At 63.7% G+C, this 14,259-nt stretch carries 15 protein-coding genes; 1 reads left to right on the top strand and 14 read right to left on the bottom strand.

Annotated features, from left to right (window positions below):
- Nucleotides 1-99: 99 nt before the first annotated feature.
- The 11 genes from ftsA to ftsW form a co-directional block, all read right to left on the bottom strand.
- On the bottom strand, nucleotides 100-1,434 hold the full coding sequence (ftsA, locus tag WAO69_RS04205) for a cell division protein FtsA (protein WP_422176797.1): 1,335 nt from the start codon (nucleotides 1,432-1,434) through the stop codon (nucleotides 100-102).
- Between the two features lie 40 nt (nucleotides 1,435-1,474).
- A complete protein-coding gene (locus tag WAO69_RS04200; protein WP_422176796.1) occupies nucleotides 1,475-2,353 on the bottom strand; it encodes a cell division protein FtsQ/DivIB in 879 nt (292 codons plus the stop codon).
- On the bottom strand, nucleotides 2,341-3,219 hold the full coding sequence (locus WAO69_RS04195) for a D-alanine--D-alanine ligase (protein ID WP_422176795.1): 879 nt from the start codon (nucleotides 3,217-3,219) through the stop codon (nucleotides 2,341-2,343). The genes WAO69_RS04200 and WAO69_RS04195 overlap by 13 nt, the downstream gene beginning before the upstream one ends.
- A 132-nt stretch (nucleotides 3,220-3,351) precedes the next feature.
- The gene (murB, locus tag WAO69_RS04190; protein WP_422176794.1) at nucleotides 3,352-4,284 is read right to left on the bottom strand and encodes a UDP-N-acetylmuramate dehydrogenase; all 933 of its coding nucleotides are present in this window, start codon (nucleotides 4,282-4,284) and stop codon (nucleotides 3,352-3,354) included.
- Entirely contained in the window at nucleotides 4,277-4,564 is a 288-nt protein-coding gene (locus WAO69_RS04185; RefSeq protein WP_422176793.1) for a hypothetical protein, read from the bottom strand. The genes murB and WAO69_RS04185 overlap by 8 nt, the downstream gene beginning before the upstream one ends.
- Nucleotides 4,565-4,600: 36 nt before the next feature.
- Complete coding sequence (locus WAO69_RS04180) at nucleotides 4,601-4,858, bottom strand: DUF2484 family protein (protein WP_422176792.1); 258 nt, start codon at nucleotides 4,856-4,858, stop codon at nucleotides 4,601-4,603.
- The gene (locus WAO69_RS04175; RefSeq protein ID WP_422176791.1) at nucleotides 4,855-5,115 is read right to left on the bottom strand and encodes a DUF2484 family protein; all 261 of its coding nucleotides are present in this window, start codon (nucleotides 5,113-5,115) and stop codon (nucleotides 4,855-4,857) included. The genes WAO69_RS04180 and WAO69_RS04175 overlap by 4 nt, the downstream gene beginning before the upstream one ends.
- Nucleotides 5,112-6,305: an APC family permease gene (locus WAO69_RS04170; RefSeq protein ID WP_422176790.1), complete on the bottom strand. Its 1,194-nt coding sequence runs from the start codon at nucleotides 6,303-6,305 to the stop codon at nucleotides 5,112-5,114. Before WAO69_RS04170 ends, WAO69_RS04175 begins: the two co-directional genes overlap by 4 nt.
- Nucleotides 6,306-6,309: 4 nt before the next feature.
- A complete protein-coding gene (murC, locus tag WAO69_RS04165; RefSeq protein WP_422176789.1) occupies nucleotides 6,310-7,707 on the bottom strand; it encodes a UDP-N-acetylmuramate--L-alanine ligase in 1,398 nt (465 codons plus the stop codon).
- Nucleotides 7,704-8,807 carry an undecaprenyldiphospho-muramoylpentapeptide beta-N-acetylglucosaminyltransferase gene (gene murG / locus WAO69_RS04160; RefSeq protein ID WP_422176788.1) on the bottom strand — a complete coding sequence of 368 codons (1,104 nt, stop codon included), beginning with the start codon at nucleotides 8,805-8,807 and terminating at the stop codon, nucleotides 7,704-7,706. Before murG ends, murC begins: the two co-directional genes overlap by 4 nt.
- The gene (gene ftsW / locus WAO69_RS04155) at nucleotides 8,804-9,970 is read right to left on the bottom strand and encodes a putative lipid II flippase FtsW (protein WP_422176787.1); all 1,167 of its coding nucleotides are present in this window, start codon (nucleotides 9,968-9,970) and stop codon (nucleotides 8,804-8,806) included. Before ftsW ends, murG begins: the two co-directional genes overlap by 4 nt.
- Before the next feature lie 132 nt (nucleotides 9,971-10,102).
- Here ftsW and WAO69_RS04150 point away from each other — a divergent pair, with 132 nt between their 5' ends.
- Entirely contained in the window at nucleotides 10,103-11,290 is a 1,188-nt protein-coding gene (locus WAO69_RS04150; protein ID WP_422176786.1) for an NAD(P)/FAD-dependent oxidoreductase, read from the top strand.
- Nucleotides 11,291-11,409: 119 nt separating this feature from the next.
- Here the strand turns inward: WAO69_RS04150 and murD are convergent, their stop codons facing one another.
- From murD to WAO69_RS04135, 3 genes are all read right to left on the bottom strand, one after another.
- Nucleotides 11,410-12,810, bottom strand: coding sequence for a UDP-N-acetylmuramoyl-L-alanine--D-glutamate ligase (gene murD, locus WAO69_RS04145; RefSeq protein WP_422176785.1), 1,401 nt, complete (start codon nucleotides 12,808-12,810; stop codon nucleotides 11,410-11,412).
- A gap of 67 nt (nucleotides 12,811-12,877) precedes the next feature.
- The gene (locus WAO69_RS04140) at nucleotides 12,878-13,285 is read right to left on the bottom strand and encodes an ACT domain-containing protein (protein WP_422176784.1); all 408 of its coding nucleotides are present in this window, start codon (nucleotides 13,283-13,285) and stop codon (nucleotides 12,878-12,880) included.
- Nucleotides 13,279-13,932 (bottom strand): SDR family NAD(P)-dependent oxidoreductase, encoded by a 654-nt coding sequence (locus tag WAO69_RS04135; RefSeq protein ID WP_422176783.1) that lies wholly within the window; start codon nucleotides 13,930-13,932, stop codon nucleotides 13,279-13,281. The genes WAO69_RS04140 and WAO69_RS04135 overlap by 7 nt, the downstream gene beginning before the upstream one ends.
- Nucleotides 13,933-14,259 lie beyond the last annotated feature (327 nt).

Raw genomic sequence — 14,259 nt, 5'->3', positions numbered from 1 at the left:
ACCTACCATACACAGGCGCCCTGCGTCATCCGCTAAAACGCGCTGCCTGCTTCTTCTTGCTCAAAATACGGATCGCGACGCGGCCCCCCAGCGCCCGGTTCACCAATTATCCTTGAACCATTTCACCGCGCGCTTGAAGCTGCGGGCGGGATAGCGATCCACCGGCATTTCGAAATCCCACCATTCGTCCTGCGGACAGGCGGCAAAGAGGCTGAGGCCAACCGCCGAGGCAAACCCCGGACCCGTCGCCGCTTGCGGCAGGCCGTGCACGCGCAGGGGGCGGCCCAGACGCACCTGTTGCCCCAGGATGCGCGAGGCCAGCATATCCAGACCCGGCAACTGGCTTCCGCCTCCGGTCAGAACGATCTGTTGCGAGGGCATATGGTCGAAACCGGCCGCATCCAGCCGCACGCGGACCTCTTCGAGGATCTCTTCGACACGCGGACGCATGATGCCGATCAGTTCGGCCCGGCTAGCGGTGCGGCGATCATGTTCCCAATCACCGGTCTCTCCGCCGATCTCGATCATCTCGCGATCATCCATGCCGGTGGCATGCACGCCGCCATGCATGGTCTTGATCCATTCGGCCTTGGACATGGGCACGCCCAGCCCCATGGAAATGTCGCTGGTGATGTGATCGCCGCCCATACGGACGCAATCCGCATAGATCATGTGTTTCTTCATGAAGATCGACACGCCCGTCGAGCCACCCCCCAGATCGATGCAGGCCGCGCCCAGTTCCTGCTCGTCTTCGACCAGCGCGGCAATGCCCGAGACATAGGCCGATGACGCGATCCCGGCGAGTTCGAGGTCACAGCGCTTGATGCAGTAGACGAGGTTCTGGATGGCGGTCGCATCCACCGTGAGCATATGCATGTCCACCGACAGATCCGAGCCGATCTGCCCACGCGGATCCGCCAGGCCCGAGCGATGATCGAGCGCGAAATTCACTGGTTGGGCATGCAGCACTTCGCGGCCAGCGCCATATTCGGGCACTTCGCAATCGGCCAGAACGCGGGCGATGTCCTGCTCGCTGACGACCTGATCCTCGACTTCGATACGCGCATCCAGCCCATAAGAGCGCGGCTCGGCCCCGGAAAAACAGGCGATCACGTGATCGACGCGGATACTGGCCATTTTCTGGGCCGCTTGCAGCGCGGTGCGAATGGCGCGTTCGGTTTCCTGCATGGCGGTGACTTCGCCGAACTGCACCCCGCGTGAGCGTGTGGTCGCGGCTCCGACGACGCGAAAACCCGATTGCCCCGCCAGAGAGCCGATCTCACCGTCATCGGCAAGGCGGCTTGTGCCGTCAAATCGCAAAACCAGGCAGACGATTTTCGAGCTGCCCACATCCAGAATAGCCACGACACCGCGTTGCAACGCCTGTTTACGCATCTGCCGCATGGCCCGTTGGGACGTATAGAGATCTGTCATTGTCTGTGTCTGCCCATGGTCTTTTTGTTCGTTGTCCGGATCATTGTCCGATCCCGTTTATCTGGCGGATCTGCCACCATTCCTTCACAGCATCATCCGACATCCGCAGGGTCGGGCGCTGGGAGAGCCGCATGTCGATCACCGTCACGTCCCGCTCAAGCATGTCATCGGCTTCGCTGAGCGCGATGACCCGCTCAAGCGCCTGCACCGGATCCTTGACAGGAAGAAGAATACGCTGGTCGCGGTCAAGAACGACATCCCAGCGCCGCGCGCCGATGCGCACCAATCCGCGCAGCCGGTCGCCTAGGGGGGCGGCGGATGCAAACAGCTGGGTGGCCTCGTGAACATGTTCATCCGCGCCCTCGCCCGCGATCAGCGGCAGGTCCGGGCGTTCGGCGCGTGATTGGATAAAGCCGACATGCGCGCCGGTTTCGTCCAGAAGCTCGACCGAGTCACGGGTGCGCCAGACCAGAGCGGGCACGCGCTCGATCACGTCGATCTGCAGGATGCCGCCGGGACGGATGCGCACGCTGGCCTCCTTGACCGGGTAAAGACCGATGATGGTCTGGCGGATGGTTTCGAGATCAAGATCAAAAGAGCTGACCGGAAAATCGATCGGAACGAACTCGCGGATGTCGCTGGCGACAGAGTCGCCGGCCCCGTCAACAGCCATCAGGTTCACCATGAATTCCGGGCGTTGCTCGATGGAATGGCGCATGTCGACAAAGGCCATGTTGACCGCGTCGCGCCGCCCCTCGTCCGCGAGGTATCCGGTGGCCGCGCCGAACACCAGCGCAAAGGGAATGCCCGCGCGCAGCAACAGGCGCACGCCGGGTGTGAGCAGCCAGCGCTGCATGCGATAGTTCAGCCGCGACGGGGCCGGATCGGCGCGCATGGTGTCGTCTTTCAGCGGTCGCATGAAGCGTCCTCCACCATCCAGCGACAGAGTTGGCCGAAACTGATCCCGCAATGCTGGGCCTGTTCGGGGGACAGCGACGTGGGTGTCATGCCCGGCTGCGTGTTGGTTTCCAGCAGGATCAGCCCCTCAAGGCCGCGGCTTTCGTCCCAGCGGAAATCGGTGCGGCTGAGACCGCGACAGCCCAGCGCCACATGGGCGCGCAACGCATAGTCCAAACAGGCGTCAAAGATCTCGGCGGGCACATCGGCGGGGATCACGTGGCGCGATCCGCCTTCCTTGTACTTGGCGTCGTAATCATACCAGCCATCGGTCAGGATATCGGTGACGGTCAGGGCGCGATCGCCCATGACGGTGGTGGTCATTTCGCGTCCGGGCGCAAAGGCTTCGACCATGACAGTCTCGGGCATGTCATCGGACAGGGCGGGCGGTGCATTCGAACCTTCCTGAACGAGATAGACGCCCACGGATGAGCCCTCGTTGTTGGGTTTGACCACATAGGGTGGGTCCATCACATGGCGCTGGCGCACCGTATCACGGGGGGCCAGAACGCTGTCCACCACCGGCAGGCCGACGGCGCGAAACACGTCCTTGCTGCGTTGCTTGTCCATGGCCAGAGCCGAGGACAGCACACCGGAATGCGTATAGGGAAGGCCCATCCATTCCAGCAGGCCCTGGATGCAGCCATCTTCGCCCCAGCGGCCATGAAGCGCGTTGAAGACGACATCGGGCTCTTCGGCCATCAGGCGGCTGACCACATCGGCACCGGGGTCGACTTCGACCACCTCATAGCCTTCCGAGCGCAGCGCCGCGACACAGCCTTTTCCGGTCGAGAGTGACACCTCACGCTCGGCTGATGGGCCACCCATCAATACTGCAACCTTGTGGATACCGCTGAACTGCCCCACGAAACCGCCTCGATGTCATCGGACCTTTTCGGCCCTTGTTATCCGGATCAGAGGCGGGTTTTTATATGCCTGTTTATCGCCCTGCCCGGGTGTTTATTCAGCCGCCGGTTCGCCGACGCGCATGATTTCCCACTCTAGCGTGATCCCACTGGAATCGTAAACCTTTTTTCGCACATCCTCGCCAAGACGTTCAAGGTCAGCGGCGGTTGCATCACCGGTGTTGATCATGAAATTGGCGTGTTTTTCGCTCATCTGGGCACCTCCGATGCGGTGCCCACGCAGACCGGCATCCTCGATCACCTTCCAGGCCTTGAGGTCGTGTATGTCATCGGCGCGCCCGGTCGAGCTGAAACCGGCGGGATTTCGGAACGTCGATCCGGCGCTGCGGTCCCGGGTGGGCTGGGTGGCGTCGCGTTTGGCCAGTTGATCGGCCATGCGGGCATGCAGTTCGGCCATATCGCCCTTCGGGGCGCGCAGGGTGACATCGGTTATCACCGCCTGGTCGGGCAGATCGCTCTGGCGATAGCGAAAGTTGAGATCCTCTGCGCTCAGCGACAAGACCTCGCCCGAGCGGGTGACAGCGCGCGCGCTTTGGAACACATCTGCCATATAGCTGCCATAACAGCCCGCATTCATCCGCACCGCGCCACCGATCGAGCCGGGAATGGTGCGCAGAAACGTCAGATCAAGCCCTGCATCGGCGGCCTGTCGCGCCACATGGGCATCGAGGGCTGCAGCCCCGGCGGTGAGGGTGTCGCCGGAAACCTCGATCTGGTTGAAGCCGCGCCCGAGGCGGATCACCACCGCGCGCAAACCGCCATCGCGCACGATCAGGTTCGAGCCGACGCCCATGGGAAAGACGGCAACACCCGGATCAAGCGCGCTCAGGAAACCTGCAAGATCCTCGATATCGGCCGGCTGAAAGAGCCAATCCGCCGGGCCACCCACGCGCAGCCAGGTCAGATCGCTGAGCGCGCGGTTCTGCGTCAGGCGGCCCCGGACTTCGGGCAGGATCCGCTCAGCCATGGGACTGAAGGTGGCGGCGGCGGCGCACCCATCCGATGACAAGACCCATGAAGAGGCCCCCCGCCCCGGGCATAATGATCATCAGCGCCACGACCTGATAGCCGACGCCTCCCATGCCCTGATTGCTTTCGGACAGCTGGATACACAGCCAGAAGCCCGCCGCGGCCAGCAGAAACAGGATACCGATCGGGCGCAAGCGACCGCGCAGGGCCAGATTGTAGCCCAGATAATAGCCGATCGCGATGCAGATCAGCGGCAGAACATAAGCAAGTATAGTCATGTGGCTTCTTTATCAGGGCCAAACGGGAAAGCGAAGCTACTGCGCGCGCCCGCCAAAGGTGCGGCCAAACCAGCGCGCGGCATAGATCACCGGCCAGCGCAGCATCGACATGCCCGCCAGCAGGACGAACAAGCCGATCCAGGGGCCATTCTGATAGGTGACATAACCCAGGATCGGAACCCCGAGGGCGATCAGCATATAGGCGCGTCTCCAGTGATTGTCCTTGCTGGGGAGCATGGCCAGCACATTGGCAAGAACCGCCCAGATGGCGGCAAGGATCAGGGACAGGGTCATTCGATCCTCTCGGCTTCAAGGCCACGCCATTTTCTCAGGAAATAACGCAACGGGTTTCGATACATTGACCCAAAGGCCAGAAATGCGGGCACCAGCCAGATCCAGCCGTGCTGATAGCCGATGAACAAGATCACCAGCGGGGCCGACAGCATCAACGTGCCCCCGGGCAGGTATTGGCGGCGCATGGGCAGAAAGGCCACGCAGGTCGAGGCCAGGACCCAAATGGCGGCGATGGCGATGGACAGGCTCAGGCTCATCCGATGCCTCCTGCAAGAGAGGCAAGGAAAGTGCCGATACAGGCCGTCGCCCCCAGCCAGGGCACGAAACCGGGGATGCGGAAAGGCGTCTGTGGCTGGGCGTGTTTGAGGCCGATCAGCGAGATATTGACGATGGCGAACACGATCAGGAGGGCCATCGTGGCGATCTCGGCAAGGAGTGCGACCGGCAGGATCAGCGCAGAGCCGATGATCAGAGCTCCGACCAAGACGGTGCCCAGAACCGGAGTTCCGAACCTCTGTGACGTCCGGCGAAACGCCAGAAGAGCCGGCGAGCGTTTGGCCAGACCATAAAGAACACGGCTGGCCATGACGATCTGCGCCAGCACACCGTTCAGGGCCGCCGCGACGGCGATCGCGGACAGGAAGACGGCACTGGTGCCCATGCCTGACTGCCAGACCAGAGCCAGAGGTTGCTCGGACGCGGCCAGAATGTCGCGGGGGACCGCGCGCACCGCCGCAAGCGATACCAGCGCATAAAGCAGCGCGGTGATCAGCAAGGCCAGCAGGATCGCGCGGGGCACGGTGCGCTGGGGATCGCGCGCCTCTTCGGCCATGTTGACCATGTCGTCAAAGCCGATGAAGGCGAAAAATCCGAAAATCGTGGCGGCAATCAGGCCGGTCCATTCGATCTGCGGCAACGGCATCGACCAGTCCGCCACCGGGGCCGCCGAAAAGCCGGCCCAGATCACCAGCACAAGACCAGTCACTTCGATCACCGTCAGCACGGCGGCAAAGACCAGGCTTTCCAGCACGCCGATCAGCGCGATCACCGTCAGCCCGGCTCCGGCGACCACCACGGTCCAGGTGAAGGGCATGTCCACGATGGACAGCAGGTATCCGACACCGCCGCGCAGCACCGCGGCACCGGCCACGATACCCGCGGCCACGTTGATTGCACCGACAATCACCGCAAGCCAGTGCAGGTTCAATCCGACCTCGATATAGGAACTGTCGCCCGCGGCTTCGGGGATACGGGCGCTGAGTTCGGAAAACGACAGCGCCGAGGGCACCGCGATCACTGCGGCCAGAAGAAAGGCCAGCGGGGCCCATATGCCCGCAGCGCCAGCCGCGGCACCGGTCAGCACGTAGATCCCGGCACCGACCATAACCCCCACACCATAGGCGGTCAGCAAGGGCAGACCGATGCGGCGTTGGAGGGTGGTGGTCATCGTCTCAGCCCTTCAGCCTTGCAGGCAGAGCATTGGCCCAGGCGCTGATCGTCCCTGCCCCGAGGCAGACCACCATGTCGCCCGGTTTGGTCTCGGCGCGCACAAGCGCGAGAAGGTCGTCTTCGTTCTGGATCGCATGGGCGTCGCGGTGACCGTGACGCACCAGACCCGCCACCAGATCATCGCGTGAGGCTCCGGGGATCGGCTCTTCACCGGCAGCGAAGACCTCGGCGATACCGACGACGTCAGCTTCGTTGAAACAGGCGCAGAAATCCTCAAACAGGTTGGAAAGACGCGAATAGCGATGCGGCTGATGGATCGCGATCACGCGGCCTTCGCAGGCCTGACGGGCTGCTTTCAGGACAGCGGCGATTTCAACCGGGTGATGGCCGTAATCGTCGATGATCGTTACTCCGTCGACTTCGCCCACTTTGGTGAAGCGGCGGTTCACCCCGCCGAAATTGGCCAGCGCCTCGCGGATTTCTTCCGTGTGCATGCCAAGGTGGCGCGCCACGGCCACGGCAGAAAGCGCGTTTGACACGTTGTGATCGCCCGGCATGGGCAAGGTGCAGCCGGTGATCACCATCTCTTCGGCCTGCAGCGCAATATCGAAATGCGCAACACCCTTCTTGTAGCTGAGGTTCACGGCGCGCACATCGGCCTGCGCGTTGAACCCATAGGTGATCACGCGCCGGTCGGTGATCTTGCCCACCAGCGTCTGCACATCCGGATCATCGGTGCAGCAGACCGCCAGACCGTAGAACGGAATGTTCGAAACGAAATCCAGAAACCCCTTGTGCAGGGCGGCTTCGGTGCCCCAATGCTCCATATGTTCGGGGTCAATATTGGTGACGATGGCGATGGTGGCGGGCAGCCGGTTGAACGTGCCGTCGCTTTCATCGGCCTCGACCACCATCCATTCCCCCTGCCCCATGCGCGCATTCGAGCCATAGGCGTGAATGACCCCGCCATTCACCACCGTGGGGTCGAATTTGCCCGCATCCAGCAGCGTGGCCACCATGGTGGTCGTCGTGGTCTTGCCGTGGGTGCCGGCCACGGCGATGTTGGACTTGAGGCGCATCAGTTCGGCCAGCATCTCGGCCCGGCGCACGACCGGCAGGCCGCGACGGCGCGCTTCGTCCAGTTCGGGATTACCCGGCTTGATCGCCGAAGAGATCACAACGACCTCGGCATGCTCCAGATTGGCGGCACTCTGGCCCTCGAAGACCAGCGCGCCCAGTTTTTCCAGCCGGTCGGTGATCTTGGAGCGTTTGAGATCAGACCCCTGCACCACATAGCCATGGTTGAGCAACACTTCGGCAATGCCGGACATGCCGATCCCGCCGATCCCGACGAAATGAATGGGGCCGACATCGCCGGGCAGTTTCGTGGCGGGGCTCATGAGGCTTCCTTTGTCTGTGCAAGGTTTTCAACCAGATCGGCCAGTTCAGCGGCGGCATCCGGCTTGCCGGCAGCAAGGGCCGCATGGGCCATCTGCACCGCCGCTTCCGGATGGGTGAGAACCGAGACGATCTGCGCGTTCAACGTGGCCGGGTCCAGCCGGTTCTCGGGGATCAGGATCGCCGCTCCGGCCTCGACAAGTCCGCGTGCATTGGCGCTCTGGTGATCTCCGGCGGCGGCCGCGAAAGGCACAAGGATCGCAGGGCGTCCGATGACCGTGATATCCGCGATCGAGGAAGCGCCCGCGCGCGAGATGATCAGCTGTGCTTCGCTCATCAGGCGCGGGGCATCCTGAAAGAAGGGCTGCACATTGGCCTTGATTCCGTGCTGGGCGTAAAAGGCGGTGACGCGCTCGGCGTCTTCATCGCGGGCCTGGTGGCTGACGCGCAGATTGGACAAGAGCGGCCCCGGCAGATCGGCAATCGCCTGAGGCACCACATCCGACAGGATGCGCGCGCCCTGACTGCCGCCCATCACCAGGATTTGCATCGGATAATCGCCGGGCGGGATATAGGGCGCTCCGGCCCGGGCCAGAACCGCGGCACGCACCGGATTTCCAGTGTGCACCGCCCGCGCGCCCGCAGGCAATTCGGTTGGCCAGACACCGCAAGCCACCTTGGCGACGCGCGGCGCAAACAGCTGGTTGACGCGACCCAGAACACCGTTTTGTTCATGGATCATGCGCGGCAGCCCCAGCGAGACCGCCGCCCCCATCGCCGGGATCGCCGGGTATCCGCCAAAGCCGATCACCACATCCGGGCGATCCTTGCGCATGGCCCGGCGTGCCGCGATGATGCCGGACAACAGACGCGGCAGGACCATCGCCTTTGCCACAAGGCCGCCGCGCGCGAAGGTGGCCGAGGACACCTGGGTGATCTCGGTCGAATGGGGAAACCCGCCCGTATAGCGCGCACCGCGCGGATCGGTGGACAGCTTGACGCGCCAGCCGCGGTTCAGAAGAGTCTCGGCCAGGGATTGCGCGGGAAACATGTGCCCCCCGGTACCACCGGCCGCGATCAAGCAGAGGCGCTGTCGGCTCATCTTGCCCTGCCGCGCAGGATATCTCCGATTTCGCCCTGCGGACGTGTCCGCGTGAAGGCAAGGAGCATCCCGACAGCAATACCGCCGGCAATCAACGACGAGCCACCGTAGCTCACGAAAGGCAAGGTCATGCCCTTGGCAGGCAAGAGGCGCACCGCAACACCCATGTTGATCATCGCCTGAACGCCGAACATGCAGGCCAGACCGGCTCCGGCAAGGCGCACGAAGGGATCGCGTTCACGCATCAGCCGCAACAGCGAGCGCACCACGACAGAGGCGTAAAGCCCGATGATGATCAGCACCAGGATCAGCCCGTATTCTTCGGCCGCAACCGCGATGATGAAATCCGTATGGGCATCCGGCAGCGACCATTTCACCTCGCCCTCGCCCACGCCGACACCCAGCAGCCCCCCCTCGCGGATCGCATTGGTGGCATAGCCAAGCTGGGTCGTGGGATCGACTTCGGGGTTGAGAAACCCGTCAATGCGGCGGGCGAAATGCTCGGAATTGGCATAGGCCAGAGAGCCCGCCAGAACCACCATGCCGGCCATGATCACCAGCAAGAGCATGGGAGCCCCGGCCACGAAATACATCACACCCCAGCCGAAAAGCACCAGGCTGGCCTGACCGAAATCCGGCTGCAGCGCAAGCATCAGAACGATGGAGATACACAGGGCAAAGCTCCAGGCGGTACCGGGAGGACCGTTGATCTGCTGGCTTGCCGCGATCATCCAGGCGGTCACGACCACGAAACCCGGCTTGAGAAATTCCGATGGCTGCACCGAGGCAAAGCCCATGGAATACCAGCGCACGGCACCTTTGCCGAAATCCGTGCCGAAAAAAGGCAACAGCGCCAGGGCGACGAAAGCCACCAGAAAGCCCAGAACCGCAAGGCGGCGCACCAATGTGGGCGACATCATCGAGGTGATGATCATGGCGATCAACGCCAGCCCGCCAAACAGCGCCTGACGCTCGACATAGTGGAACGGGCTATGGCCGTTGCGTTCGGCAAGCGGCGGAGAGGCCGCGAAACCAAGCAGAAGTCCAATGGCAAACAGGATCAGGACACAGGAGATCGTCCACTTGTCGATCGTCCGCCACCATTTGGGTAGGATAGGTTCCCCGCCTTGCGCGGGCACCGCCCCATAGACCATTTCCGTCATGGATCACCGCCTGATTATCTGCCTCTGCTCGCCCCATTCATGGGGTCTATCGAACCAGTTTAGCGCGAAATCCAGTCTCATGCCAGCCTTATCCGCTTGCCATTGGACGCATTTCGCGCCACCCCGCACTGCATGCGGTTCGATACGATCATCCTGGGTGCCGGAGCCGCCGGCCTGATGTGCGCAGCCCACGCGGGCGGGCGCACCCTGGTGATCGATCACGCCCGGGCACCGGGAGAAAAGATCCGTATTTCCGGCGGCGGGCGGTGCAACTTTACCAACCTCTATACCGAGGCCGAAAATTTCCTGTCCCATAACCCCCATTTCCCCAAATCGGCGCTGGCGCGCTATACCCAATGGGATTTCATTGACCTGGTGAACAGATACGGGATCGCCTGGCATGAAAAGACGCTGGGACAGCTGTTCTGCGATGACAGATCCACCCAGATCGTCGCCATGCTGGTGGCCGAAATGGAACGCGCACAGGCCACGCTCTGGCTCAGGACACAAGTGGTGGAACTGGCCCATCGCGATGGCGGATTCACGCTTCAGGTCGAGCGCGAAGGGGTGCGCCACGCGCTGATCTGCCGCGCATTGGTGCTGGCCACGGGGGGCAAGTCCATTCCCAAGATGGGCGCGAGCGGGTTTGCCTATGACGTGGCGCGCCAGTTTGATCTGGCGGTGACCGAGACCCGCCCCGCGCTTGTGCCGCTGACCTTTCCCGAGGGGCGGTTTGCACCCTTGGCAGGGGTGTCGATCCCGGCGCGCGTCAGCAACGGCAAGGCCGCCTTCCTGGAAGGCCTGCTGTTCACCCATCGCGGCCTGTCCGGGCCCGCGATCCTGCAGATCTCCTCATATTGGCGCGAGGGCGAGGATATCCGCATCGATCTGGCACCGGACAGCCCGGTGATGGAGGCGCTCAGACAGGCGCGCCAAACCGCCGGGCGGGTCCAGATCACGACCGCGCTCTGCCAACATCTGCCCGCGCGACTGGTGGAGTATCTGGCACCCCAACTCGGGCTTTCAGGACGGCTTGCTGATCACTCCGACGCGCGCCTTGCCGAGATTTGCGCGGCCCTGGGCGACTGGCCGCTGATCCCCTCGGGCTCGGAAGGGTATCGCACCGCCGAAGTGACCCTGGGCGGGATTGCAACGGATGGGTTTTCCTCGACCACCATGGAATGCAGCACGGTGGCCGGATTCTATGCCATCGGAGAGGCGATCGATGTCACCGGCTGGCTTGGCGGATACAACTTCCAATGGGCCTGGGCATCCGGCCATGCCGCGGGCAAGGCCATTGCCGCTGCGCAAGGAACCTGAGCGCCTGCGGCGCATTCCATTCAATCTGCCTCCGGCAGGGGTAATTCAGACCAGAAAGACGCCTGAAGCGGTTCCGCTTCTTTCTGGTGGCAAATACCCGAATGCAACAGCGGCCACGCTCATGACGTCAGTCGGCTGCGCACCTGGTTGGTGAAGTCATCGCCGCGCTGCTCGAAATTGTCATATTGATCGAAACTGGCCGCCGCCGGTGCAAGCAGTACCGTGTCGCCGGGCTCTGCCTCGCGCATCGCGGCGGCGACGGCATCGGCCATGGTGGTGCAGATCTCGGCCTCGACATTGAGTTGCATCGCAAATCCGGCCGCGTCTCGCCCGATGACATAGGCCTTTTTGACACTGCCGGTCGCCGCGCTCAGGTCGCCGAGGCCGCCTTCCTTTTCCAGCCCGCCGCAGATCCAACGGATGTTGGAAAAGGCCGCGAGAGCCTTGGCGGCGCTGTCGGTGTTGGTGGCCTTGCTGTCATTGACATATCTGATGCCATTGGCCTCGGCGATGAGTTGGCTGCGATGCGGAAGGCCGGCAAAGCTGCGCAGGGAGGCCTCGATCACTCGGGGCGCAAGGCCAAGACTGCGCGCAGCCGCATAGGCGGCGCAGGCGTTCTGGTGGTTGTGACTGCCGGGCAGGCCCGCGATATCGCGCAGATCGATGGAGCCGGTCTGGCGGCCTTTGCGCTGTTCGGACAGGAAGCCTTTGCGGGCAAAGACGTTCCAGCCCGGCCCGGAAAGTTTATGCTGCACAGAGATGCGGATCACCCGGTCATCCCCCGCCCCTTCGGAAAGTTGACCTGCCAGAAAAAGCCCCTCGGGCTCATCCACGCCGATCACCGCGCGGTCCGGCCCGCCTTCGGCAAAAAGACGGCGTTTGGCGGCGAAATAGCCCCCCATGCCGCCGTGGCGATCCAGATGATCGGGGGACAGATTGGTGAACACCGCCACATCCGGCGTGAGCGAACGGGCCAGTTCGATCTGGTAGCTGGACAGTTCCAGCACGATGACCGCCCCGTCTTGCGGCGGGTCGAGATCCAGCACGCCACGGCCGATGTTGCCAGCCAGTTGCGACGGTTTCCCGGCCTGCTGGAAAATGTGGTGCAGCAGGGCTGAGGTGGTGGATTTGCCATTCGATCCGGTGACCGCAATCACCCGTGGCGGGGTGTCGAAATTTTCCCACTCGGGCGTGGCCAGAGAGCGAAAGAACAGCCCGATATCGTTGTCGACCGGTACGCCTGCATGCAGAGCCGCCGCGATCACCGGGTTGGGGCTGGGGTAGAGGTTGGGAATGCCAGGCGAGGTGATCAGGGCGGCGATATCGTCAAAAGCCCCCTGTTTGCGCAGGTCTCGCAGGCTGAAGCCCTGGTCTTCGGCGCGCGCGCGCGCTTCGGCGCTGTCGTCCCAGAGCAGCGGTGTCGCGCCGCCCGATTCCAGAGCCCGCGCAGCCGTAATGCCCGAGCGGCCAAGGCCCAGAACCGCCACTTTTTGATCGCAAAATCCGCGGACGGGAATCATGTACCACCTGTCTTTGATCTGGCCCGCAGAGTGTCGTGCGCGCGCGGCAGGTGCAAGCCGTGCCGGATCAGCCTTGTGCCGCGCGCAGCCGCAGGATCGCCAGGGCCGCATCGGCCTGTGGTGCGGGAACGAAGGCGTGATCGTGATGATATCCGGCCACCATGTTGCAGGGAATGCCGGCCTCGGCCAATGCCGTGGCGACGGCGGCGGTGAGGCCGACACCATCCAGCGCGGAATGCACCTGCAGGGTGATCCGCACCATGGGCAGGCTGGTGTCAAAACCTTCGGTTTCGGCCTGTTCCACGGGCAGGATGAGGGACAGCCCCTCGGCCTCGCGACAGGTGGCCAGCGCCTGCGGGGCAAGCCGTGCGGCCTGAGCTGGATCCGTGGTGGCGCAGAACACGAACAGGCCCGGCATGCGGGTGGCATTCATGCCCGCGATCATCGCCTGTGTCTCCTTGACGGGGCCTACCATGCCAGCGGTTCGCGGTCGCGGAAGAAGCGGCCGGTGGGGCCGTCTTCGGGCAGGCGGGCAAGCCAGAGGGCCGTGTCAGCGCCCTCTTCAGGCGTGCGCGGGGCCAGGGAACCGCCCATGCGGGTATTGACCCAGCCCGGGCACATGGCGTTGACCTTGATGAAGGGCGGCAGGTCGCGCGGCAGGGCGTGGGTGAGCGCGTTGAGCGCGGCTTTGGCCACGCCGTAAGCGCCCGGGCCTTCGAGCCCGCTGGCGAAACTGCCCCAGTCGGATGAGACATTGACGATGCGTCCCCACCCCATTGCCTCCATGTGCAGCCGGCAGGCTCCGATCAGATGATAGGGGCCATGGAGCATGACCTGCAGGGAGGTTTCAAAGCCTTGCGGGTTTTCCATCAGCGAGGTTTCGATCAGAACGCCTGCGTTGTTGATCAGCACGTCCACACCATCTGCCTTGGTCAGCGCGGGGGCGAAAGTGTCGGGGTCTTCGAGGTCGAGATGGACCCAGTCGCAATCCAGTTCCTGCGCCGCTGCGCGCCCGGCCTTTGGATCGCGCGCGCCGATGATGACGCGGTGATCGGCGCGCAGGCCTTTGGCGATGGCATAGCCGATGCCGCGATTGGCACCTGTGACGAGGGCTGTTTTCATGACCGTCTCCTTAACAGGAGGTGTAGCGGGCGCACGCCGGGGGTGCAACGCGCGGCGGGACAAAGCCGCGCCGGGGCCCGCAAATACAGGGTTAACGCCTGTCTGGGCGCGGTTTGCGCCGTGTGATCCGCGTACACAGGCCGTACACAGGCCGTACATACGTTTTGCATGGTGTGGCCGGGTTAACGGCGCGCGCGGTCGAGTTGTGACCCGCCGGTAAACGGAGCGCGCGGCCCTGGTGTCGGCGCATGTCGGCCTGGAGCGCCATGACGTCACGCTGGCGCGGGCGGCCTTTGACCGAAAGGGGCGGGTTGCGGAGCTTCGTGG

Origin of the sequence: Aestuariivita sp. (genome assembly GCF_049276915.1) — a bacterium.
In the GTDB taxonomy this organism is placed as follows: Bacteria; Pseudomonadota; Alphaproteobacteria; order Rhodobacterales; family Rhodobacteraceae; genus Aestuariivita.
The sequence above is the reverse complement of the archived record's forward strand: the minus strand, read 5'-3'. Positions and strand labels throughout refer to the sequence as shown.